Source organism: Rufibacter sp. DG15C (genome assembly GCF_001577755.1).
In the GTDB taxonomy this organism is placed as follows: Bacteria; Bacteroidota; Bacteroidia; order Cytophagales; family Hymenobacteraceae; genus Nibribacter.
Genome location: NZ_CP010776.1, coordinates 1,250,837 through 1,275,000, shown reverse-complemented (window position 1 = coordinate 1,275,000; position 24,164 = coordinate 1,250,837). Strand labels below are relative to the sequence as shown.

Sequence of the window (24,164 nt, the reverse complement as noted above, 5' to 3'; positions counted from 1 at the left end):
ATTAGATAAAAAACAAAAATGGACGGTTCTGTTAAAAAATCTGAAATCTAGAGGTGGTGCTAGGTCTGGTTCATGTGTATAGATAGAAACCGCACATTACATCTGTTACATGAATCAAGAGTTAATTGATAAATACTATAAGGGTGCCTGTACTCCAGAAGAAGTGACTGTTGTCTTGGAATGGTTTAAGAGCCAAGAACTTACTCCAGGTCAGGAAGAAGAGTTAAAGGGCATTTGGGCCAAAACCTCTCTGGGTACAACGGACACGGGGCATGACCAAGACAAGGCTTGGCGTACCCTTGAAGCCAAAATCCAAAACACTGCGGTGGAGCAGGAGTCTGATGTGATCTCCATTCAAAGAGGGATGGGTAAGACTTGGTGGCAGGTGGCAGCGGCCATCTTGTTGCCAATAGGCTTTATCTGGTTCTTAGCCTCCTATTTTAATAAGCCTGAAGTGGTTGAGATGGTAGCGGTGCAGGCCAAAGCCGGAGAGCAAAAGACAATCAACCTGGAGGACGGATCTACTGTGGTACTGCGCTCTGGGAGTAAAATCACCTATCCCAAGTCATTCTCCTCAAATAAAAGGGACATTGCCTTAGAGGGCGAGGCTTTCTTTCAAGTGGCAAAAGACAAAAGCCGCCCATTTGTGGTAACGTCTGGCGTGCTTCTTACTCAAGCGCTGGGCACTTCCTTCAACATACTCTACCAGCCTAAAGACACTTCCATCTCTGTATCCCTGGCCACTGGTCTGGTAAGGATCAGTAAACAGATGGGAGATAAAGAATCGAAAATCACGAACCTCTCCCCAGGGCAACAGATTTTATTCAACAGCAAGAACGGCCAATATGCGGTCTCAGACTTTAATAGCAGAGAAACCTTGGGCTGGAAAGACGGGGTGTTGTATTTCAACCATGCCAGCTTAGATGAAGTGGTGACCAGGATTGAGAATTGGTACGGGGTGGATGTAGAGGTGACGGGCGTAGTGCCTGGCAAAGGAAAAAGCTGGAGCTACACCGGTGAATATATTGACCAGAGTTTACCTAAAGTACTGGAGGGAATTGGGTTTGTGAAGAACTTCACTTATGAGGTGAGCGGTGAAAAAGTAAATATCACATTCAATTAATCTGGAGGGGCATGGCATAATACCTAGGCATTTAACAGGCAGGCCACTGGGTGGCCCACCTGTCCACTCCTCTTCAAGTCTCGTGTTGGCGCATCTGGCTTGAAAAGAGGCAATCCATCTAACCTAAATTAAATGAAACCCAATTTATGGAAAAAAACCTTTACTGTTCATTAAAAGAGCGTGCCAAGAGAATGGTGGCTGTTCTTTTACTGCTTACGGTCACCTTTTCCTCGGCGGTGGCCGCGGCAAAAGGCAATGAACCTACGGCTCTTCAAAAAGCCCGCATTACCATCTCTCTTACCAATGGCACTTTGCAGGACTTCATCAAGAAAGTAGAGGCTGAAACGTCTTTCAAGTTCACCTTTGATGAAAATGAAATCCCGCAGAAGACCTCCATTTCTGTAAAAGCAATAGATGAGCCCCTAGACAAAGTGTTGGACAAGGTAAGCTCAACGTCAGACTTGGAGTTCAAGCAAATCAGCAACAACATACACGTACGGTCCAAGAAAAGACCCGTTTCTCAGCCAAAAGCCTATGCCGTACAGCAAAACGTATTTCAGGTAACCGGTAAGGTCTCTGATGAGAACGGAGCCGGTCTACCAGGGGTAACCGTATTGGCGAAAGGAACCACCAATGCTACCTCCACAGACGTGAACGGTAATTACGCCATTACCCTTCCCAACGGGTCAGGGGCCCTCACGTTTTCCTACATTGGCTACTTGACCAAAGAAGTAGCGGTAGAGAACCGCACAGTCATTAGCACCAGCCTTGCCCCAGACGCCAAAACCCTGCAAGAAGTAGTGGTTATTGGGTATGGTACCCAAGAGAAGCAAGACATTACCGGTGCAGTAGCAGTTGTTTCTGAGGAGGCCTTTGTGTCTAGACCTAATACCCAGGTAGGGCAATTGATTCAAGGCAAAGCCGCTGGGGTGCAGGTATTAACCAACTCTGGAAAGCCTTCGGCGGGGTTCAGCATCAGGGTTAGGGGAACAGGTTCTTTGAATGCCAGCAGTGAACCCTTGTATGTGGTGGACGGCGTACCAGCCTCAGATACCAGATCTATCAACCCGGCAGACATAGAAAGCATTTCTGTCTTGAAAGATGCGGCTTCTGCTGCTATTTATGGAGCGCAGGGAGCCAACGGGGTAGTCCTCATCACCACTAAAAAGGGCAAGTCAGAAAAGCCCACCTTTGAGTTTGGTACCTATACCGGCTTCTCTCAGGTGTGGAATACCCTGGATGTATTAAACGGCGAGCAGTACCGCGACTTGATGACTGAGCTAGGACAGAACACGGACTGGGCGCGTTACACAGAAAATACAGACTGGCAGAAAGAGGTCTTTCAAAATGGCCGTTCCGTTAATTACCAGTTAGCGGTGTCTGGAAAGTCAGAGAAGACCAATTACTACATTTCTGGCGGTTGGATGGAGCAGAATGGCGCCGTGCGCAGCTCTACCATGGATAGAGGAAGTTTCAAGGTGAACCTGGACCAGAAGCTTAACAATTGGTTGAACGTGGGCACCAACTTGAGCTATGTGCGCTACCATGACGTAGACGTGGCAGACAACCAGGCCGTCAACCAGGGCGGGGTTATTTTGGGCGTGTTGTCAACGCCTCCGGTAATTGGTGTGTACAACCCTAACGGTACGTTTACCAGCAACCCCTTCCAAGACTGGGAGAACCCTATTTCTTCAACAGACGGCTCTGACCGCAACTACAAAAACCAGCGTGTCTTAGGAAATGTGTATGGGGAGGTTAACATCCTGGATGGCCTTAAATACCGCTCTAGCTTAGGTATTGACTATATCAATGCTACCAATGACTATTTCCTAGATCCGTTCAGAACCAGCTATGGCCGCGCCAGACAAGGCATTGGCCGGTACGGCACCAACCTCACCAACTACTGGATTCTGGACAATACCTTGTCCTATACCAAGACCCTAGACAAACACAATTTTAGTGTAATGGTGGGCGGCGTATTGCAGAAATACAGATGGGAAAACGCCTCTATTGAACGGACAGGCTTTGCAGGTTCTTCTGTGACTACCCCGGGCGCGGGAGCTACCATTCAGTCTGCCAGCGCAGATAAAAGTGAAGAAGCCAACAGTTCTTTCATTAGCCGGGTTACCTATGACTTTGCCAGTAAGTACTTGCTGACTGCCAATTTCAGGGCAGATGCTTCTTCCTCTTTTGGGCCAGGAAACAGGATTGGGTACTTCCCTTCTTTCTCTTTGGGCTGGAGACTTTCTGAGGAGAACTTTATTCCTCTGCCAGATTTCGTGAATGATTTAAAACTGCGTCTAGGTTGGGGCATGGTGGGCAATGACAACATTGGCAGCAACGCGTACCGCGGCTTGGTGGGCGTGGGAGCCAACTATCCAATTGGCGGCGTCATCCTGCCCGGCACGTATCCTTCTACCATTGAGAACCGGGACCTGAAGTGGGAGGCCTCTAACCAAACCAACATTGGGGTAGACCTTGCGGTGTTAAATTCAAGGATCATGCTTTCAGCTGATGCTTACCTCAAAAAAACCACCGATCTTCTGTTCAGAGCACCTATTCCGCACTCAACTGGCTTGGACAACGGCTTGACCAACATTGCCAGGCTAGAGAACAAAGGGCTTGAGTTTCAATTAACCACGCACAACCTGGTGAATGATTTTGTATGGGACACAGATTTCAACATTTCCTTCAACCGTAATGAGATCATTGACATCCTTGGTGAGACCTTGATCAACGGTGGCGTGGCCAGCAGAGGCGACATCAGTTACACCAAAGCCGGTGGGCCCATTGCCTTGATGTATGGTTACCGGTATGGCGGGGTAGATCCAGCCACCGGTATGGCATATTACCTGGATAAAAACGGGGAGAGCACGTTCACGCCTGCCACAGATGACAGAGCGGTCATTGGTAACCCCAACCCAGATTTCATTTATGGCATGACCAACTCTTTCTCCTTCAAGAACTTTGGGTTGAGCGTATTCTTGCAAGGCTCACAGGGCAATGACATTTTCAACGCCACCCGCATTGAGATGGAGAGCATGTCTGACCCTAAAAACCAGTCTGTGGATGTGGTCAACCGCTGGAGAAAACCCGGAGACATCACCAACATCCCTAAAGCAGTTTGGGCCAATACTGACAACACCCGTCTGTCTGACAGATTTGTGGAGGACGGTTCCTACCTGCGGGTAAAGACCCTCACCTTAAGCTATGACTTGCCAGGTACCTTGCTCTCTAAGGTCAAGATGAGTTCTGTGCGGTTGTACGCCACCGGTGAGAACCTCTTGACGCTTACCAACTACAGCGGTTTTGACCCAGAGGTGAACGCCTTCGGCGGAAGCAACCTGGTGCAGGGCATTGATTTTGGTACGTACCCGCAGACGCGCAATTTGATTATTGGTCTCAACATTTCATTTTAATCAGGAGCCATTATGAAACTTAATAAAGTAGGATTTTATATAATGACAGGCATCCTTTTAGGAGGAGCCCCGGCCTGTGAGAGCTTTGTAGACTTAGACCCCATCTCTGACCTCACCGCAGACAATGCATACAAATCTGCGAATGATGCAGAAGCGGCATTGGTAGGAGTGTATGAGTCTTTCCAAGCAGAATATTATATCTGGGACAACCTGGTGTTCAGTGAGATTCTCTCTGACAACTACTACGCCGGCGGTGACAACGCAGAGATTTTTGCGGTGGACAACATCAACATTACGCCCACCAATAGCCGTCTTTGGAACAACTGGAGCCAGATCTACAACGCCATCTCTAAGGCCAATGTAGTGTTGCAGAAGGTGCCATTGATCACAGACCCTAAGTTGACAGATGCCAGAAAGGCGCAGATTCTAGGCGAGGCGGCTTTCTTGCGCGCCTACCACTACTACCAATTAGTGAAGCTTTGGGGCGGTGTGCCTTTGGTGTTAGAACCCGTGAACTCCCTTGATCCTGCCACCACCCAAAAACCGAAGGCAACCGAGGTAGAGGTGTATAACCAGATTGTGACAGATCTGATGTTTGCCCTGGACAACCGTTTGCCAGACACCTACGGCGGAGACGCCAGCGTCAACAAAGCGCGTGCTACCAAAGGAGCAGCCAATGCGTTGTTGGCAAAGGCCTGGGCCCAGCGCCCAGACCGCGACTACAACAAAGTGTTGCAGTACGCAGATGCCGTGATCAGTAGCCCAGCCAGCTACTCGCTACTACCTACCTTCACGCACTTGTTTGACGGCACGCACTACAACAATGCAGAATCTATCCTAGAAGTGCAGTTCACAGGAGGCACAGAAGCCAACTGGGGTCCGCAGATGCTGTTGCCACCTTCTTTAAGCGGTGACACCTGGCGCAAATTCATGACGCCTTCGCATGATTTGGTGAATGCATATGACGCTGAAAAGGACAACGTGCGGAAAAATACCACCATCTTGTTTGAGAATGCGCCTTGGGCAGATGAGTTCTGGTCTGTGAGTACGGGCGGCAGTGTTCCCTTCGCCTACCGCTGGAAAAGCGCCAACGGTTGGGCCAGCACCAACCGTCAGTACATCTTCAGGTTGGCAGACATCATTCTTTTAAAAGCCGAGGCCTTGAATGAGCTAGGACGCTTAGAGGATGCCAAAACCGCTTTGAACCTTGTCCGGAAGAGAGTTAACCTGGCCAACACCACGGCCAATTCTAAGGAAAGCATGAGAACGGCCATCTTGAACGAGCGCCGCTTAGAACTGGCCCAGGAGGGGCAGCGCTGGGACGACCTCAGAAGGTTTGGCGTGACGGCGCAGGTCATGGGCAACCTCAACGAGATTGACCTTAGAACCAATACCCGCAAGGATTACAGCGTGAAGGCGCATGAACTGTTCCTGCCTATTCCGCAGTCAGAGATTAACCGCAACCCTAACTTGGTCCAGAACCCAGGATACAACTAAGACCAGCTTTTTGCATTCATGTTTCTGTTTTTCGGTCTTCCGTTTTTGGCCTGTTTTCATGAAAACAGGCCAAAAACGGAAGACCGGCAGGAGCTGTATTTTCAAGTCATTCATGTACCATACTTCTATATCATGAAAAAGATAAACGCATTCTTTCATCTGGTGGCCTTGCTCTTTGTGATGAGCGCCTGTGAAGAAAAAGACAATATTGAACCAGTGGGCAACTGGGAGCTGAGTTCAGCCGTGTTGGGCAATCCCGCAGAAAATGCCACCATCACCTTAGATGAGACCAAGCCAGACGCTACCGTTCGGTTTGAGTGGGGAGCCGCTATGTCCAGCAAGAACTACGGCGTCACCTACAAGCTGGTCCTGGACTCAGCCGAAAACGCAGATTTCAAAACGCCTATTCTCACCATGGCCACCGGAGACGCCGGTAAAAACCAGTTCCTCACCCCAACGGCCACGCAGTTAGACCAGGCGCTGTCGGCGGCGGGGTATGATGCCAACACCACCGTCAAACTGAAGTGGGCGGTCATTGCGCAGTCGTTGAGCAAAGAGAGCGTTTCACCCAGCAAGACCGTTTCTATCACACGGTTTGCCCATGAGACCCATCCTACCACGCTGTACATCTCAGGCTCAGCCACAGAAAAAGGGACAGACGTCACCCAGGCCATTCAATTGCGCCCTTTAAAGGATGCCAATGGAAACCAGACGCACGTGTTTGAAGGCTACACCAGCTTTACCAGCGGCGGAACGTTTAAAATCTACTCGCAGCAGAACGCCCAGTCCTTGGTATACGGAGCCGCCAACGGCGGAGGCCTGCGCAAGAACGGGACCGCCATTGCCGCCCCCGGTGCCGGCACCTACCGCGTAACCGTCAACCTGAACACCAACACCTACAGCTTCCTGAAGATTGACAGATGGAGCATGGTGGGCAGCGCCATTGCCGCCGGCTGGGGCGGAGACGAACCCCTGCAATACAAAGGAAACGGCGTGTGGCAGACCTCAGTGGACATTGAAAAAACAGAGGGCTTCATCTTCAGGGCCAACGGCGACTGGGGGTATTTGATGAAGCGCGTGAAAGGCACTACCAACCAATTGGTGATGGAGTCACAGGCGGCCGCCGGCACGTTTGAAGACATTCCGGCTACGGCGGTTGGCAAGCACATTGTCACCATGAACTTAAATGGTGAGCAGTACACCTATTCCATCGTGAAAGATGAGACGGTGACGCCGCCTGCCGCCATGCCAGACAAATTGTACCTGCTGCAAGGAGGCACCGTGGTAGCCGAGCTGGTGAAAGACGGTACCACCTTTAAGACCAATGGGTTTATAGCTCTAGAGAAGAGTAAGACCTACACGCTTAATGCTGCCAATGATGGTTCTGGCACCGCCTTCACTACCACCGCCAAAGTAGGTGAAACCACTACGCCAGACGCAGACGCCGTCACCGTGCCGGTTGATTTTGGCACAGGCAGCGCTCCTATTGCCGTCACCCGTGACCAAGCCTACCAGATAACCATCAACTTCGCCACGGGCAAACTCACCTGGAAGTACTACAACATCAAGCTCTTCCATTGGGACGATGCCGGCGGAGGCTGGGATGCCCGCAACGAGTACCTCATGACCTACAAGCACCCTTATACCTTTGAAGGCACGTTCGCGCTTAAAGCCAACTATGACCTCAAGTTTAATTCCCCTTGGGATGTTCAGTTCGGCTCTAACGGAACGGCGTTGAGCGGCACCATGACCAACGGCGGCCCTAACTTTAAAGGCGTAACGCAGGCGGGTACTTACAAAGCCACCATCACAGTAACCCCAGATTACAAAACCGCCGAGTATTCATTTGTGAAGCAATAACATTAACAAGGGAAGCTGCTGCCAATAACACAGGAGCTTCCCTTTTTTTTGAGATCGAACTAAAGGGTTGCTCCCGTTTTTGGCCTGTTTTCTAGAAATCAGGCCAAAAACGGAAGTTCACCCAAGTAGCATGTAGCAGAGGTGTTCTTGCCTTTCTTTTTACCAAGCGTTTTATGAGCTTCCCGTTTTCAAATAGAGTATCATCATTTTTAGGGGCGGTCCTGCTTGCCGGTTTGTTGGCTGGTTGCGGTGACAAATCAGACCCAACGCCGGCCCCGCCACCGCCACCGCCCGTGGTGTCCAGTGCTAGCCAAGTGGCGTTCTGGCTCACCAACGGCGACAAGTCCGTCCTGTTCAAAAGACAGGGTGTAGCCTTAAACTTCAAAGCAGAGACCAACAACAACCTCACCATTGACATAGACACCACCCAGACGTTCCAGACCGTGGACGGATTTGGTTATACCTTGACCGGTGGCAGTGCACTGGTGTTGAGCCAGATGTCTTCGGCTAGCCGGCAGGAGCTTTTGAAAGAGTTGTTTGCCTTTGACAGCACCTTTATTGGCACCAGTTACCTGCGGTTGAACTTGGGCGCCTCAGACTTGAGCCCCACGGTGTATTCCTACCAAGACCAGATGGGCGGGGCGTTCTCCCTGGCGCCAGACCAAGCCTATTACATTCCGGTGCTCAAGGAGATTCTGGCCATCAACCCTACGCTTAAGTTACTGGCTTCGCCATGGTCTCCTCCGGCCTGGATGAAAAGCAACAACAGCCCCAAAGGCGGTTACCTGAAACCAGAGTACTATGATGACTACGCTACCTATCTGGTGAACTACATCCAGGGAATGAAGGCGCAAGGGATCACCATTGACGCCATCACCATCCAGAACGAGCCATTGCATGACGGCAATAATCCCAGCATGTACATGTCGGCTACGGATCAGTTGACCTTCGTGAAAAACAACATTGGGCCGGCCTTGAGAGCCGCCAACCTGGCTACCAAGATTATTCTGTATGACCATAACCTGGACAAGCCAGAGTACCCCATTAGTATTATGAATGACCCGGCGGCCAAGCAGTATGTGGATGGTTCAGCCTTCCATTTGTACGGCGGCAACGTGAGTGCCATGACTACTGTGCATAATGCGCACCCAGACAAGAACGTGTATTTCACGGAGCAATGGGTGGGCGCCAATGAGGGAGACTTTGCGTCTAACTTAAAGTGGCACGTGTCTAACGTCATCATTGGGACCATGCGCAATTGGAGTAAAAACGCCTTGGAGTGGAACCTGGCCGCAGACCAGAACAACCGGCCTTTCACAGAGGGGGGCTGCAATTCTTGCCTGCCCGCAGTGACCATTAATTCTAGTAGTGTCACTCGCAACGTGGCGTATTACATAATTGCCCACGCCGCCAAGTTTGTAAGGCCCGGCTCTGTGAGAGTGCAAAGCTCTCTGAGGAATGCGACTAACAATGAGTTGTTCAGTCCTCTGCAAAGCGTCGCGTTTAAACGCACAGACGGCAAGAAAGTCCTGATTGTCTTGAATGACGGCGGTGCTGCGCAAAACTTTAACATTAGGTACAGAAACCAGATTGTCACATCCACCCTCAAGGCAGGATCAGTAGGCACGTATGTCTGGTAGCACATTTCATTGCTCCATTGCCTGCAAGGGTTCCATTGGACAGAAAACCTTACAGGCTGAGGATAACAATTTTCATCACCTTCAAACTCTTATCAAATGAATTTATTCCCCCAAAAGCGTTGGTTGAGACAGGTAAGCCTAGCTCTTTTGCTAGGCGGCCTGTTCAGTTGCAGCACTAAAACCGGGCAGTTGTCTAAATCTGATGCTGCGCAGCTCTGGCTGACCACCGCAGATAAAACTGTTCTGTTCCAAAAGCAGGCCACGGCGCTGCCTTTCCTAAAAAGCGAAGGTGCGCAGAGTCCTGTTATTGAAGTAGATGACAGCCAGACGTTCCAGTCCATTGACGGGTTTGGCTATACGCTCACCGGTGGCAGTGCCTATCATCTGCACAAGGTGACTCCTGGCGCGCGGGCTGCTCTCTTGAAAGAACTGTTCGCCACAGACGGAACCAACATTGGCATCAGCTACCTGCGGGTGAGCATTGGCGCCTCTGACCTGGATGAGAAAGTTTTCTCTTACAACGATCTACCTGAAGGACAGACAGACCCCAACCAAGAGAAGTTTAGCCTGGCGCCAGACCGCGCGTTTTTGATTCCGGTGCTCAAGGAGATTCTGGCCATCAATCCAGACATCATGATTTTGGGTTCTCCGTGGTCGCCGCCTACCTGGATGAAGACCAACCAAAACTCCAAAGGCGGGAGCCTGGAGCCGAAGTGGTATGATGCCTATGCCAAATACTTTGTGAAGTACGTGCAGGAAATGGCCAAAGAAGGGATTAAGATTGATGCCATCACGGTCCAGAATGAGCCTTTGCACCCAGGCAACAACCCCAGCCTGCTCATGTTGCCGCAAGACCAAGCCATTTTTGTAAAGAACCATCTGGGCCCTTCTTTCCAGAAGGCCGGCGTCAAGACCAAAATCATCATCTATGACCATAACCTGGACCGCCCGGATTACCCCATCAGTATCTTGAATGACCCCGAGGCCAAAAAGTACATTGACGGTTCTGCCTTTCACCTGTACGGCGGTAAGATTGAGGCAATGGCAGACGTGCACAACGCGCACCCAGACAAGAATGTGTATTTCACGGAGCAGTGGATTGGCGCGCCCGGCAACTTCCCCGAGGATATGAAATGGCACGTGCGCGAACTGATCATTGGAGCTACCCGCAACTGGGCGCGCAACGTGCTGGAATGGAACCTGGCCGCTGATCCTCAGCAGAGACCCTTTACCCCCGGCGGCTGCAACCAGTGTCTGGGCGCCATCACCGTTAATGGAGACCAGATTACCCGCAATCCTGCTTACTATGTGATTGCGCACGCCTCAAAGTTTGTGCGTCCAGGATCGGTAAGAATTGGGTCCAATGTCTTGGAAGGCTTGCCCAACGTAGCTTTTAAAACCCCCAAGGGAGAGCGGGTAGTGGTGGTCTTGAACAACAGAGCCTCTGCGCAGACTTTCCAGATTAAGCAAGGCGATAAAAGCTTTTCCACTACCTTGCCCGTGGGTGCGGTAGGGACGTATGTTTGGTAATTTAAAAGAAGAGAACAGACGGCTGAGTAAGATTCCGTTTTTGGCTTGTTTTCGTCAAAACAGGCCAAAAACGGCCTAACTTTCATTTACCCACGTCTACCTTAAATCATTCAATCACTCATTGATTCATAAGATGAAGAAACTATTTCCGGTTGTATCCTTCTCCCTCATGGCCCTTGGGCTGATGGGGGCTTGTACGCAGACCAATCCGTCGCAAAGCAAAAGCAATAGCCAGCCATTTCAACTGCAGAGCAGAGCGGTCACGGTCTATACCACCGCGCAGAATACCGAGCACAGACTAGCCAAAACAGAGACTCTCCAGTTTAAAGAGTTTGGTCAGCCTCTGGAAACGCAGGTGTGCGTGTTTGTAGACCCCAGCAAGACCTTCCAGACCATGCTGGGGATTGGCGGCGCCATTACAGATGCCACGGCAGAGACCTTTGCCAAAATGCCGAAGGACAAGCAGGACGAAATCATGCGGGCCTATTATGACCCTACCAACGGCATTGGCTACACCCTGGGCAGAACCACCATTCACAGCAGTGATTTTGCCAGCGGAAGCTACACCTATGTGGACGAAAATGACAAAGAGCTGAAAAGCTTTAGCGTGAAGCATGATGAGCAGTACCGCATTCCGTTCATCAAGCAGGCCATTGCCGCCGCCGGCGGAAAGTTAACCATGTACGCCAGCCCTTGGAGCCCGCCGGCCTGGATGAAAGACACCAAGACCATGCTGCAGGGCGGTAAGCTGTTGCCAGAGTACCGCCAGAACTGGGCCAACTACTTTGTGAAGTTTGTGAACGCCTATGAAAAGCAGGGCATTCCCATTTGGGGATTGAGCGTGCAGAATGAGCCCATGGCCAAACAAACCTGGGAGTCCTGTATTTTCACCGCCGAAGAGGAGCGCGATTTCATCAAAGAATACCTGGGACCCACCTTGCACAAGAGTGGCATGAAAGACAAGAAACTCATCGCCTGGGACCACAACCGTGATCTGATCTACCAGCGCGCCAGCACCGTGCTGAATGACCCGGAGGCCGCCAAATATGTATGGGGTATTGGCTACCACTGGTATGAAACCTGGACCGGCAGCGACATGCTTTTTGATAACCTCAAAAAGGTGAAAGAGACGTTCCCTAACACCAATTTGATCTTCACCGAAGGCTGTATTGAGAAATTCCAGTTCTCCCGCATCAATGACTGGGCGCTGGGTGAGAAATACGGCTACTCTATGGTGAATGACTTCAACGCCGGCACGGTGGCCTGGACAGACTGGAACATGGTCTTAGACGAAAACGGAGGACCCAACCACGTAGGCAACTTCTGCTTCGCGCCCATCCACGCAGACACTAAAACGGGCAAGGTGCACTACACCAACAGCTACTATTACCTGGGGCACTTCTCTAAGTTTGTGAAACCGGGTGCCAAGCGCATCATCAGTTCTTCTAACCGGGATGCCCTGCAAACCACCGCCTTCCTAAACCCTGATGGGCAGGTAGCAGTAGTGGTTTTAAACACCACAGACAAGAAACTGGACTACAAACTCTGGATTAATGGCAAGGCCGCTGATGCCACCAGCCTTCCGCACTCCATTGCCACGTTGGTCTTGTAATTTCATTACTTATGGATAAACACTGTAAAAGAGTAACTTAAAATTTCAAATCTACAGTCAAACAAAAAGCCCCTTAGTATTTTCTAAGGGGCTTTTTTATGTCTAATTGAATTTAATTCCACTAGCCTTGGCAGATGTGCCTTTTGGCTCCGCTGCCAGCTTCACTTCCTTTAGATTGTCCTTTAATTCCCAGTCAACCAATAAAAAGTTTGGGTCAATGCCCGCCTTGTCAGGTTTGCCCGGGACCGTCACCGTAATGGTCTGGTTAGCGGAAGTAATATGATGCTTCTGCAAGTAAATCCGTTTGCCCAGTGCTTCTCCCTCCTTTGCCTTGGCGTAAATGCCCACCTCTATCCAATCCTTGATGGGTAACTTAGTTTCTACGCCTATGCTGTCCACCACAAACTTGCGGGCTTGCACATTAAGAATCACTTGCCAAGCGCCTGCCTTGGTTTGTTGGGCCGTAGCCTGTTCTGTTTTTAGGTCCCAGAAGGTATTGGTCACAAAAAAGTCATGCAACAGCGGTTGGAGCGTGTCAGGCGTGGCCACTTTAAGCTCTTGGTAAAGGTCAAGCGAGGTAGGGAACGGCGGTTTTCCTAAAGCATGCTTTTTGAGTAAACTCCGGAGGGCGCCATTCACGCGGTCCTTGCCCATGTATTGGCTCAAGGCATACAGCGCCATCGGGCCTTTGCGGTAGTTGTGGTACCAGTCGGTGGCTTGGAGCAGAGGGACTGACGCCTTGGTTTTTGGAACCTCATACTCTTCCCGTAAAAAGCTCAGCAGTTTCTGTAAATGCGCAGGGCTGTATTTTTCTTCCATAACGCCCATCGCCGAATACCACGCCAAGCTCTCAGAAAGCAATCCGGAGCCTTCTGTCAAGGCCGGGTCTACTTGGTTGCCCCACCACTGGTGCGCAACTTCATGAGCCACCACTGCCGTCACCAAATCAAAGCCGCGTTCGTCGTTCTTGGGGTCCAAGATAAAGAATGCCTCCTGCGCAGTGATGTTGATGGGGGCTGCGTGGTTTCCAAAACCGTACCCAGGAAACGACACAAACCGAATCTGGCGGTGCGGGTACGGTCCGAACTGCTGGGTGTAGTACGTCAGCGAAGCCTCCACGCTTTTGGCCATGCGCTCTAGGTTCAGCGTTTGGCCGAGGTCATAGTAAATCTGAATGGTGACGTCTTTCCATTGCTTTTCATGTACCGCGTACCTAGCGGAGAAGAAGTTGTATTCGTTTCGGATGGGCGCGTCTGTCACATAATGGAAGTACTTTCTGCCGTCTTTGGTCCAGGTACGGCGCAAGGCACCCGGCCCTACCAACGTCTGGTCACCGTTGGTGCCCACCACCGCATCCACAGCGACGCGCTCCGCGAAGGGGGCGGTCAAGCGCGCTTTTTCATCATAGAGGGAAGCGGTCATGGGCCGAGGAACAAGCCCATACTCTTTTCTGGAACCAGCGTCATCCAACTCCCGGTAATCCTGATAGCCGATGGCGGGCAACCATTCATAGTTCCGAAAGTTGGTGCTATTGGCCATCACCGAGGCGTCTGCTCCGCTATTGGCAAAGCCTTGTGCCTTGGAATGCACCGAAAAGCTGAGTTGCAACGAATCTCCAGGCTGGAGCGGTGCGGACAGCGCATAGATATGGTGTCTTAATCTCTCATCAGCTAACAGCTTTTTTGATGGCCGGTCAAAGGCAACTTTGGTGGTTTGCACGCCTGGCGTAGTGGCCAGATGAATGGTGTCAATGGCAGATTTTGTGTTGTTCACCAGAAAGTAAGTGGCGCGTATATCTACCTCCTGGCGCTCAGGATAAATCTCCACGTGGAGCTTGGTTCTGGTCAAAAGCGGTTGGGGCCTGTTTTTATACTGCCGGTAGCGCTTCTCATATTCGGCCCGTTCGGCTATGCCCTCAGCGGAAGTGGTGTAGTCATTGAGTACATTGGTGTTATAGAAAATGAAACTGCCCAATATGAGGACAAGCCCCGTTGAGACAACGGTAACCAAGGCAGTGGAACGGGTAAAACGACCGCGGGCTACCTTAAGACGCGACCGTATGCTTCCTTCCCGGCTCCGGACCCAGAGCAGGTTCGCAACTACGGCTATCAGTAGCGCCCATGCCACCCAATACAACTTGAACCATAGCCACGGCGCCAGCGAAGTGCCATAGCCCACCATGTCTGTGTAGGACCAATTCGGGCTGGCGCCGTAGACGAAAAGCTTGTGCTCAATGCCTAGGTTAGGGGCAAAGAGCAGGAACCCGTACACCAGCAGAGCCACCAAATGGGCCACGAATTTCTGATTGACCAGCACGTGCACAAAGAGGGCCAGCAACGCAAACAAGAGACAATCCACCAGCTGTAACCCGAACATGCTTTGCAGGTAAAGGCCCATCTCAGGACTTCCGCCCCTGCCTAACTGCGATAAGATTCCGGAGGTCATTAAGAAGACCAGCCACCCTGCCAACACCAGACCAAGCGCCAAGAACTTGCTCAAAAAAAGCACCCATTCCGGCACCGGCGTTGCGTGGGCAATCTCGCTCAGGCCTGATTCCCGTTCCCGCCACACCAGTTCCCCGGCGTAGTAAATAGTAAGAAAGGCAATGATAATCCAGAAGAAGTCCAGTTCGCCTAGAGGTGCCGTAAAGAGGTTCAGAATCTGGTCGGTTCTGGGAAGCAGTGGAACGCCTTTGGCCTTCAGGTTGCCGTTCAGGGCAAAGGACTCCATGACCGCGATGGTTGCCAAAAGCGGAAGCCCGGTAAAACTTTTACCTATCTGCAGAAAGCCCTTCCAAGTGAGGAGGCGCAACTGGCGCAAGTGCGTGGCCAACCCGAACATCCCCTTGATGTGCGGTAATGCTTTCCCTGCTAAGCTGTTGCCCCAGGTCAAGCCTATTATAGTTGTTTCTGGTTGAAGGACTTGCTTCCGTTTTTGGTCTGTTTCCGGTAAAACAAGCCGAAAACGGAAATAGGTAAGCGCCAGCATTCCCCCTGCAATGCAAAGCCACAGCAGGCGGTTGAGAAGCAGAGTACCTTCCAGCGCCAGAAGACGCGTGTTCTTTTCCAGCGGGCTCCATTCATTGGACAATTGGCTTTGGATAGGCGTGAAACCTACGGGGTCAATCAGATTTCCCCATTCGCCTTTGTTTTGCAACACCTGCCCTAAAATAAACGCCGCCACAAAGAGAATGGCCCCGCCCAGATAGCTGGCCATGGACCGCCGGGTGAGCGACGCGAAGGAGAACTGGATGGCCGTTACAATCAACGTGTTGGGCAGAATGAGATAGAAGAAGGTAGTCATGTAGGTGGCCAACCTGAACGGACCCATAATCTCAGGTTCCACGCCTGTGCAATAGAGGCTAATCAAGATGCCCAGCGGGATGCCGAGCAGGACGATGGAGTTGAGGCACAAAGCCGCTAGGAACCGGCCTCCCAGATAGGCAAATTTGCTGGCGGGGGCAGTGTAGGTGAGCGAGAACATGCGCGTCTCCACATCGCGGGCCGCCGCATCTCCCGCCACCGAGGCGCCTATCAAGAGCCACGCCACCATGCCTAGCACGGTAACCGCCCCAATCACGATGGGCGCGTTGACCAGGAAATATCCGTCCCGCGCGTCATGAATGTAATTACCTATCATCCAGAGAAGGGAAAGAACCAACTGGACTAGAAAGTACAGCCAGGTGGTGACACTGCGTAACCCGTAGGTGAACTCCATTTGAAAAATCTTCCGGAACTTCATAGCTGTACCACCTCCTTCACTTTCTGCGGTTGCCCATAATTACCCGTCATGGTAGAGAAGTACACGTCCTCCAAATCTGGTTCTACCAGTTCAAATCCATTGCCGGGGTCTTCCTCATTGTAAATATGGACCATGGTGCGCCCGCTCAAGAGTTTGGCCGAGATGACCTGGTGTTCCTGCTCCAGGGTAGGCAGGGTATCCTTATCTGTTAGTTGGCGCCAGATTCTGCCTTTCAGGGCCGTTACCGCTTCTTGGGTATTTGCCTGCAGCAGTATCTGTCCCTTGTTGATGATGGCCATATTGGTGCACAGCTCTGAGACATCTTCCACGATATGAGTAGACAAAAGCACCACACTGTTCTCGCCTACTTCGCTTAAAAGGTTTAGGAAACGCACGCGCTCCGCCGGGTCCAGGCCGGCCGTAGGTTCGTCCACAATCAGCAGTTTTGGATTGCCCAAGAGTGCCACGGCCACACCGAAACGTTGCTTCATTCCCCCAGAGAATCCGCCCAATTTTTGTTTGCGCTTGTCCCAGAGGTTGGTTTGTTTGAGCAGGCCTTCGGTCACTTCCTTGCGCGAGGCCCGGTGGGTAATGCCTTTGAGCACGGCAAAGTAATCCAGCATTTCTTCGGCGCTTACCTTGGGGTACACCCCGAACTCCTGCGGTAGATACCCGAGCGTCTGGCGCACTTCCTCTTTCTGGCGCAATACATCTATGTCGCCCAATTGGATGCTTCCTTCATCGGGTTCCTGCAAGGTAGCCAACGTACGCATAAGGGTTGATTTTCCGGCGCCGTTGGGGCCCAGCAAGCCGTACATGCCCGGCGGAATTTCCAGGTTTATATTGGTCAAGGCCTGCACGCCGTTGGCGTAGGTTTTGGAGACATTTTGGATGGACAGGGTGATTGGGTGACGTTCCATATTTTTCATGATTGCTCAGTTGAAAACTTATCAGAGGTAGGGCTGTTTTTCTTTCCGTTTTTGGCTTCTTTTGGTGAAAACAGGCCAAAAACGGAAATTTCAAAGCCTTTAGAAGCGATGTATTTACTCGTATCGGTTCCTCTTCTTTGTAAAGGAATTATCTTCCTTGCAGAAAAGGAAAAACGATATGCTACCTCGGTAAAGTAATCGACGAACAGTGACTTTGCTTCCGCGAAAGCGCTTGCGGCCTGAAGTTAGGATTTGGTAGATTGGGAAGGCAGGCTGGTCGAGAAAGGGAGTTATGGAGTGGAGGGAAACAATACCTTTGTTTTATGAATCGAGTTAAAAAGCTATTCACATACATTCACATTGGTCTCTGGGTTCTGTTCACCCTGTTGGTGATGCTTCAGCTCAGTCAGGACAATGAGCACTGGCGGACCTTAACGTTGGGATTTGTCTTAACCTGCCTGTATGTATTTTACACCCATTTCATTCTCCTGACCCGGTATTTGGGTAAGAACCAGAAGAAGGCCTACTTCAGTAGGCTGGCAGTCATTATGCTCACCGGTCCGATTCCTTTTATGGTATTCCATTACCGCAAGATGACTATTTGGGACGTTTTCAGTGAGCACTATATTATTACTTTTTTCACCTGCGTCCCCATTTTTGTCTTTCTTAGCTGGCTGGCCAGGGTCACCGAGAATCTGGTCATCAACACCATTAAGAAGGAGCAGTTGGAGAAGCAGGCCGTAGAGGCAGAGCTGTATTACCTGAAATCCCAGATCAATCCGCATTTTCTGTTCAATACCCTAAACAACATCCACACGCTGGTGTACAAACAAGCGCCGGCCGCGCCAGAAGCCATCATGCGACTGTCTTCTCTCATGCGCTATATGATTTATGAATCCAATGCCTCCACGGTACCCTTGTCCAGAGAGTTGGACTACCTGAATGATTACGTGGGCTTGCAACAGCTTCGGTATAAAAATAGCCCGGTGGTAGACATGCAGGTGGAGGGCGAGATAGCTTCTTGTCACATTGCGCCGCTGTTATTCATCCATCTTCTGGAGAATGCCTACAAGCACAGCCCCGCCCGGTTGGAGCCGGGTGCTATAAAAATCAACGTGGAGGTACAGGAAGATACCCTTACCTTCAAGGTGCAGAACCCCATTGGGAATAACCGGACTATTGGATTGGAGGAACCCGGCGGGATTGGCTTGCCAAACGTTCAGAAGAGGCTTGCTTTGATTTATCCGGGCAAACACCATTTGGAGATTGACAGCCAGGGCACTACCTTTTCCGTTGTCTTAAAAATCGAAGGCATCCACTCACCCGCGCATGAAAGAAAAGCTGACGTGTTATATCATTGATGACGAGCCGCTGGCCCAGGAAATTCTGGAAGAGTACATAGCCAAGGTTTCTTTTCTGGAGCTCAAAGGTGTTTTTATGAGTCCTTTAGAAGCCGTGGCCCCTCTTGAAAAAGACAAACCGGATCTGCTTTTCCTGGACATCAACATGCCGGACCTGGACGGGCTCAGCTTCATTCCCATGCTGAACCCCAAGCCCATGATCATCCTCACTACGGCCTATGACCAGCATGCCATCAAAGCATTTGAGCTGGAGGTGAAGGACTATCTGTTAAAGCCTTTCTCCTTTGAGCGGTTCTACAAAGGCATATTACGCCTGTACCAGGAACAAAGCCCAAGACATTCTCAAGAAGTGAATAAGACGATTCCTGACTCTAAAAATGAGCAAAAGTATATCTTCTTAAAGGTAGGCCACCGCATTCAGAAAGTAGCCATCAAAGACATCCTGTTTGTGGAGGGGATGAAAGATTATCTGCGCATTCACACTCCGCAGGAAAAAATCATGACGCTCATCAGCTTCGCGAAGCTGGAGGAACTCTTACCTGCCCGGGATTTTGCCCGGGTGCACCGGTCATTCATGGTGGCCATTGACAAGATAGACCATATTGAGAAAAACAGGATACAGATAGGAGATCAATTGATTCCCATTAGTGACACCTACGCAGAAGCATTCTATAATAAGCTAAAGGGTTTGGCGTAAAATAGAAATTGGCGCTTTTACAGGGGAAGGCACCATTCCATACTTCTGGTAAACGCTGGAAAGCTATCCTTTAAAGTAGATTTTGAAAGTAGAACCCTGGCCTACTGTGCTCTCTACCTGTATTTCACCGCCCATGTCTTCCACCATGTTCTTGACAATGAACAACCCAATCCCCGAGCCCTCTACCTCGTTCCTTAATCTGATGTAGCGGTGAAAGACTTCGTCCTTTTTGTCTTCCTCAATCCCCAAGCCATTGTCGCTCACGGTCAACAGAATAGCATCTGGTAGCTGTTCAGTGGTGATATGTATCTCAGGGCGTCTGTCAGGGGCCTTGTACTTGATGGCGTTGCTGAGTAGGTTGTAGATGATGCTTCTCACGTTCTTTCTGGAGAAGTTAATCTCAGAGACGGTCACCTTAGAGGTGATTTTAGCATTGGTCTCGGTGATTTTATCCTTGAGAGAGAGGATGGCATCCTCAATCACATTCTCAAAGTTCACGCGCTCTGGTGCCTTCGTGAAATCAGTGCCTTTCTCGCCAATGTCCACTAGGTCATCTACCGTCTCCTTCAGCTTAGAGATAGAAAGTTTTATCATTTCCAGCACCTCTATGGTCTCTGCCTCATCGCTGTCTTTCTCCTCCAGAATGCTCACCAACGACTCAAGGTTGGAGATAGGTCCCCTAATATCATGGTAGAGCGCATGGATGACCACTTCATAGTTCCTGTTCAGCTTTTCATAGCTTCTTAGGTTCTGGATGCGGTCATTGATATCAATGAAGGTGATGATGACGCCATTGGTCCTTCTCTCCTTTTTTATGATGTAAGGCAGGATGTTCATTTGGTACCACAACTTGTCTGTGGTTTGAATCTCTTTTTCCAGCGCCTCATTGCTGTCAATCACCTCATGGATGTTATCAATGATGGTAGGGAACCTAATGTTGTTGGACACGTCATTGATGTGTCGCCCCACGTCACTGTCAGAGAGTTTAAAGTGCGTCATGGCGGCAGGCGTGAACTTGCGCAGAATCATGTCAGCATCCACAAAGAGCTGCGGAATGATGGTATTGCTAAAGTAGTTCTCCAGCTCATCATTCAGCTCAATTAGTTTTTCTAGGTTCTCTGACTTGCCAGATGCTTCTCCCATCAATGAAGGTTATTAGGAATTATAATTATAGAAGACACTTCTTAGAAAAGAACAGGTGAGTGCCCTTCTGTTTGAAGTGGTTAGCTGCAGACAAACAAGGCTATAGCGGTTCTCACACGCTCTTTTTAGCCGGTGCTTTTCACTGACACTACCCTACTAGCGCTGCCTTGTTCTGCATTCTACGGAATAACCCTATACGGGTATCATGAACATAGTTGCCTGACAAGACAGAAAAGCCTTAATAGTGCTGTGTAAACCCCAAAAAATCTGACGGATTGAGTGGCAGCACCACTCAATCCGTCTAAAAGAAATATAAAATTAGTTACGGTATAAAAGGCGTATCTTTCAGATAGTCAATAAGGTTTATTCAAACACACATCTGCCCTTCTACAGAACCAAGCCTGTCTTCTCTTTCCCTTAGAAGCCAAATTGCTCTAATCCTTACTCCGGCTTTTACTTGAACAACCAAAACGCTTACCGCCAACTTGCACACACCCGGCGCTTTATCCTCCATAGTATGAATGAAAGTGAAAAAAGATACCGTCGTTTAATTGAGGCCAGCCGAGACTTATTGGTGACGGTAGACCTGCAGGGAAAAATCCTGGATGCCAATGAGGCGTCGGTGACCATGACGGGAGAGGGGCGTGCTACCCTGATGGGCTCAGATTTTTTTAAGTATTTCACTGAGCCAGAACAGGTGCGCAACATGTTTGCCGAAGTGCTCTCAAAAGGTGACCTGACCAACGCGCCTTTTACGCTGCGTCATGTCAATGGCACCCTCTCAGAAGTGCTCCTTTCTGGATCTGTCTACAAAGATGAAAACGGCCACCTGCAAGGAGCCGTGATAGTAGCCCGCGAAACCGCTGAAAAGAAATGGGCTACGGAGTTGCTGCTAGCCAACAAGGAGCTTGCCTTTCAGCATGATGAGAAAGAGAAGCGTGCCGAAGAACTGAGCATTGCCAACGTAGAGCTCGCTTTTCAGAACGACGAGAAGGAGAAACGTGCCCAAGAATTGGGGGTGGCCAACGCTGAATTGGCGTTTCAGAACAATGAGAAGGAAAAACGAGCGCAGGAGCTGGGCGTGGCTAATAAGGAGCTGGCGTTCCAGAACGATGAGAAAGAAAAGCGTGCCGCAGAACTAGTCCTTGCCAACAAGGAACTTGCTTTCCAGAATGATGAAAAAATAAAGCGGGCCGCCGAGCTGCGCATTGCCAATTACGCCCGCGGCTTGATAGAGGCCAGCCGTGACCCCTTAGTCACCATCAGCCCCGAGGGAAAGATTACAGACATGAACCAGGCCACTGTGAAAATTACGGGCATTGGGAGAGAGCAACTTCTAGGCTCAGACTTCTTTGCCTACTTCACAGATCCGCAGATGGCGCGGGAGGTCTACCAAGAGGTGTTTGCCAAAGGCGCCGTGGCAGACTCGCCGCTCACGCTGCGGCACAAAGCCGGCAAACTCACCGATGTGCTTTTCAATGGCTCCGTCTATAAAAACGATGAAGGTACCGTGCTGGGCGTGGTGATTGTAGCCCGTGACGTAACCGACCAGAAACGCATAGCCACTGAACTCAACGAAGCCAAGATTGCCGCAGAGCTGGCCATGGTGCAGGCAGAGGAAGCTCAGTTAAAAGCAGAGCTGGCCACTGGCATTGCAGAAGACGCGGTAAAAGCCAAGCAGCAGTTTCTGAGCAACATGAGCCATGAAATCAGGACGCCCATGAATGCCATTATTGGGTTCACCAAAGTGGTCCTGAAAACAGAGCTCACCGACAAGCAGAAAGAATATTTGAATGCCATTAAGCTAAGCGGTGACGCCTTGATTGTGCTCATTAATGACATTCTGGACCTGGCCAAGGTAGACGCCGGCAAGATGACCTTTGAGCAGGCGCCCTTCAAACTCTCGGCGTCAATTTTTGCCATGGTGCATCTCTTTGAGACCAAGATCCAAGAGCGCAACCTGGAGCTGGTCATGGAATATGACTCCAAAATCCCCGAGGTGCTGGTAGGCGATCCCGTGCGTCTGCACCAAATCATCCTCAATCTGGTGAGTAACGCCGTTAAGTTTACCACCAAAGGCAAGATTACCGTGGGGGTACGCATGCTAGTACAGGATGCCGAGAAAGTGATTCTGGAATTCTCGGTGACAGACACCGGCATAGGCATTGAAGAAACCAAGCTCACTTCCATCTTTGATAACTTTCAGCAGGCCACCAGCGGCACCTCCAGATTATACGGCGGCACGGGGCTGGGGCTAGCCATTGTGAAAAACCTGGTAGAGCCGCAAGGTGGCACCATCACCGTGAAAAGCAAAGTGGGCGAAGGCTCTACTTTTAGCTTTATCCTCAGTTTCAATAAAACCCATGAAAAACCAGATGCAGAATCCAGGCTCAACATTGAGCTAGAGGATGGGTTTAAAGACGTGAAAGTGTTGGTGGTAGAAGACATCGCCTTGAACCAGCTCTTGATGAAGACCTTGTTAGAGGATTTTGGGTTTGAGATGGAGGTGGCAGCCAACGGGAAAATAGCAGTAGAGAAGCTGCGCCACCACCACTTTGACATTGTGCTCATGGACCTGCAGATGCCAGAGATGAACGGCTTTGAGGCCACAGAGTACATCAGAAATGAGTTAAAACTAAAAGTGCCCATCATTGCCCTCACCGCCGATGTGACAACCGTAGACGTGGATAAGTGCATGGCCGTGGGCATGAACGACTACATCTCCAAACCCATAGATGACAAACTGCTCTACAGTAAAATCATCAAATACCTTAAGAACCCAGAAGACGTCAAGAAGACGGTAACTACAGATAACCAAGACGCACCAAACCAGAACCAAACCTGCGTGAACTTTGACTACCTCAAGCGCATCACCAAGACAGATGCCCGCATGGTAGAAATGATCAAGCTTTATTTGATGGAGATTCCGCAGCTAGTGGTGGAGATGAAAACGGCCATTGACCAGAGAAACTGGCTGGGGCTTAAAAACCTCACGCACTCCATCATTCCCACCTTCTCTACCATGGGCATTCACCCAGAATCAGAAGAAATAGCCAAAACGCTGCAGTCGTTGGTGGCTAGTGTACGGGCCAATGCCAATGATGACGGTGTAGACGGTAAAACCATGGGTGTTATCCTGTCCTTGTTCTCCAAAATTGAATCTGTCTGCGCCCTGGCCGCGCATGAGCTAGAAGAAGAATTGGCTACGCATGCCCACGGGGTGCAGAAACAGTAAAAAGCGCTGTAGGTTACCTAACCAAGAGGCAAACTAGAGAGATCTGGCTTGCCTCTTTTCTTTTTAAGCTTGTAAGTGAGTTTATGACCGACTCTTGACCTTTATTATCGCTTCGGTCATCTTGGCGCTATGATAAAAATGCCTTCCCCTAAAAGCACAAAATTTCTCTTAGGTGCCCATTGCCTTGGCTTTTCTAATTACTATTGCAGTAAACTTCATGGTCTTGTAATGAGCACTTCTTGGTACCGGAATATGTAGAAACAAACGGTACCTACGGGAGCGTCTCAGAATTTGGCCGTGCCCAAGAAATCAAAATCACTAAATAGCAGTATTATACAGTAACCCTTGCAAAAGTCCCCAACCTGTACCAAGTAATC

13 protein-coding genes are annotated in these 24,164 nt (G+C 50.3%); 10 read left to right on the top strand and 3 right to left on the bottom strand.

What is annotated here, in order from left to right; translation table 11 throughout:
* The first annotated feature begins 109 nt into the window (after positions 1–109).
* From TH61_RS05275 to TH61_RS05245, 7 genes are all read left to right on the top strand, one after another.
* Positions 110–1,123 carry a FecR family protein gene (locus TH61_RS05275; RefSeq protein WP_066506792.1) on the top strand — a complete coding sequence of 338 codons (1,014 nt, stop codon included), beginning with the start codon at positions 110–112 and terminating at the stop codon, positions 1,121–1,123.
* Between the two features lie 146 nt (positions 1,124–1,269).
* Positions 1,270–4,542: a TonB-dependent receptor gene (locus TH61_RS05270; protein ID WP_066506789.1), complete on the top strand. Its 3,273-nt coding sequence runs from the start codon at positions 1,270–1,272 to the stop codon at positions 4,540–4,542.
* Positions 4,543–4,584: 42 nt separating this feature from the next.
* Entirely contained in the window at positions 4,585–6,039 is a 1,455-nt protein-coding gene (locus TH61_RS05265) for a RagB/SusD family nutrient uptake outer membrane protein (protein ID WP_231862305.1), read from the top strand.
* A gap of 132 nt (positions 6,040–6,171) precedes the next feature.
* The gene (locus TH61_RS05260; RefSeq protein ID WP_197464096.1) at positions 6,172–7,899 is read left to right on the top strand and encodes a SusE domain-containing protein; all 1,728 of its coding nucleotides are present in this window, start codon (positions 6,172–6,174) and stop codon (positions 7,897–7,899) included.
* A 173-nt stretch (positions 7,900–8,072) separates the two neighbouring features.
* Entirely contained in the window at positions 8,073–9,539 is a 1,467-nt protein-coding gene (locus TH61_RS05255) for a glycoside hydrolase family 30 beta sandwich domain-containing protein (protein WP_071887783.1), read from the top strand.
* Positions 9,540–9,635: 96 nt separating this feature from the next.
* Positions 9,636–11,069: a glycoside hydrolase family 30 beta sandwich domain-containing protein gene (locus TH61_RS05250; RefSeq protein WP_066506777.1), complete on the top strand. Its 1,434-nt coding sequence runs from the start codon at positions 9,636–9,638 to the stop codon at positions 11,067–11,069.
* A 133-nt stretch (positions 11,070–11,202) separates the two neighbouring features.
* Entirely contained in the window at positions 11,203–12,681 is a 1,479-nt protein-coding gene (locus tag TH61_RS05245) for a glycoside hydrolase family 30 beta sandwich domain-containing protein (RefSeq protein WP_066506771.1), read from the top strand.
* Between the two features lie 102 nt (positions 12,682–12,783).
* Here the strand turns inward: TH61_RS05245 and TH61_RS05240 are convergent, their stop codons facing one another.
* Positions 12,784–16,422 carry a M1 family aminopeptidase gene (locus TH61_RS05240; protein WP_066506770.1) on the bottom strand — a complete coding sequence of 1,213 codons (3,639 nt, stop codon included), beginning with the start codon at positions 16,420–16,422 and terminating at the stop codon, positions 12,784–12,786.
* The gene (locus TH61_RS05235; protein WP_082780303.1) at positions 16,419–17,342 is read right to left on the bottom strand and encodes an ABC transporter ATP-binding protein; all 924 of its coding nucleotides are present in this window, start codon (positions 17,340–17,342) and stop codon (positions 16,419–16,421) included. The genes TH61_RS05240 and TH61_RS05235 overlap by 4 nt, the downstream gene beginning before the upstream one ends.
* Before the next feature lie 332 nt (positions 17,343–17,674).
* Between TH61_RS05235 and TH61_RS05230 the strand changes: the two genes are divergently transcribed.
* Together TH61_RS05230 and TH61_RS05225 are read left to right on the top strand one after the other, a co-directional pair.
* On the top strand, positions 17,675–18,712 hold the full coding sequence (locus TH61_RS05230; protein ID WP_066506765.1) for a sensor histidine kinase: 1,038 nt from the start codon (positions 17,675–17,677) through the stop codon (positions 18,710–18,712).
* Entirely contained in the window at positions 18,681–19,409 is a 729-nt protein-coding gene (locus TH61_RS05225; RefSeq protein WP_066506763.1) for a LytTR family DNA-binding domain-containing protein, read from the top strand. Before TH61_RS05230 ends, TH61_RS05225 begins: the two co-directional genes overlap by 32 nt.
* 63 nt (positions 19,410–19,472) lie before the next feature.
* Here TH61_RS05225 and TH61_RS05220 read toward each other — a convergent pair whose 3' ends face one another.
* Positions 19,473–20,552: an ATP-binding protein gene (locus tag TH61_RS05220; RefSeq protein ID WP_066506761.1), complete on the bottom strand. Its 1,080-nt coding sequence runs from the start codon at positions 20,550–20,552 to the stop codon at positions 19,473–19,475.
* A gap of 517 nt (positions 20,553–21,069) precedes the next feature.
* Between TH61_RS05220 and TH61_RS05215 the strand changes: the two genes are divergently transcribed.
* Complete coding sequence (locus tag TH61_RS05215) at positions 21,070–23,787, top strand: PAS domain S-box protein (protein ID WP_066506759.1); 2,718 nt, start codon at positions 21,070–21,072, stop codon at positions 23,785–23,787.
* Positions 23,788–24,164 lie beyond the last annotated feature (377 nt).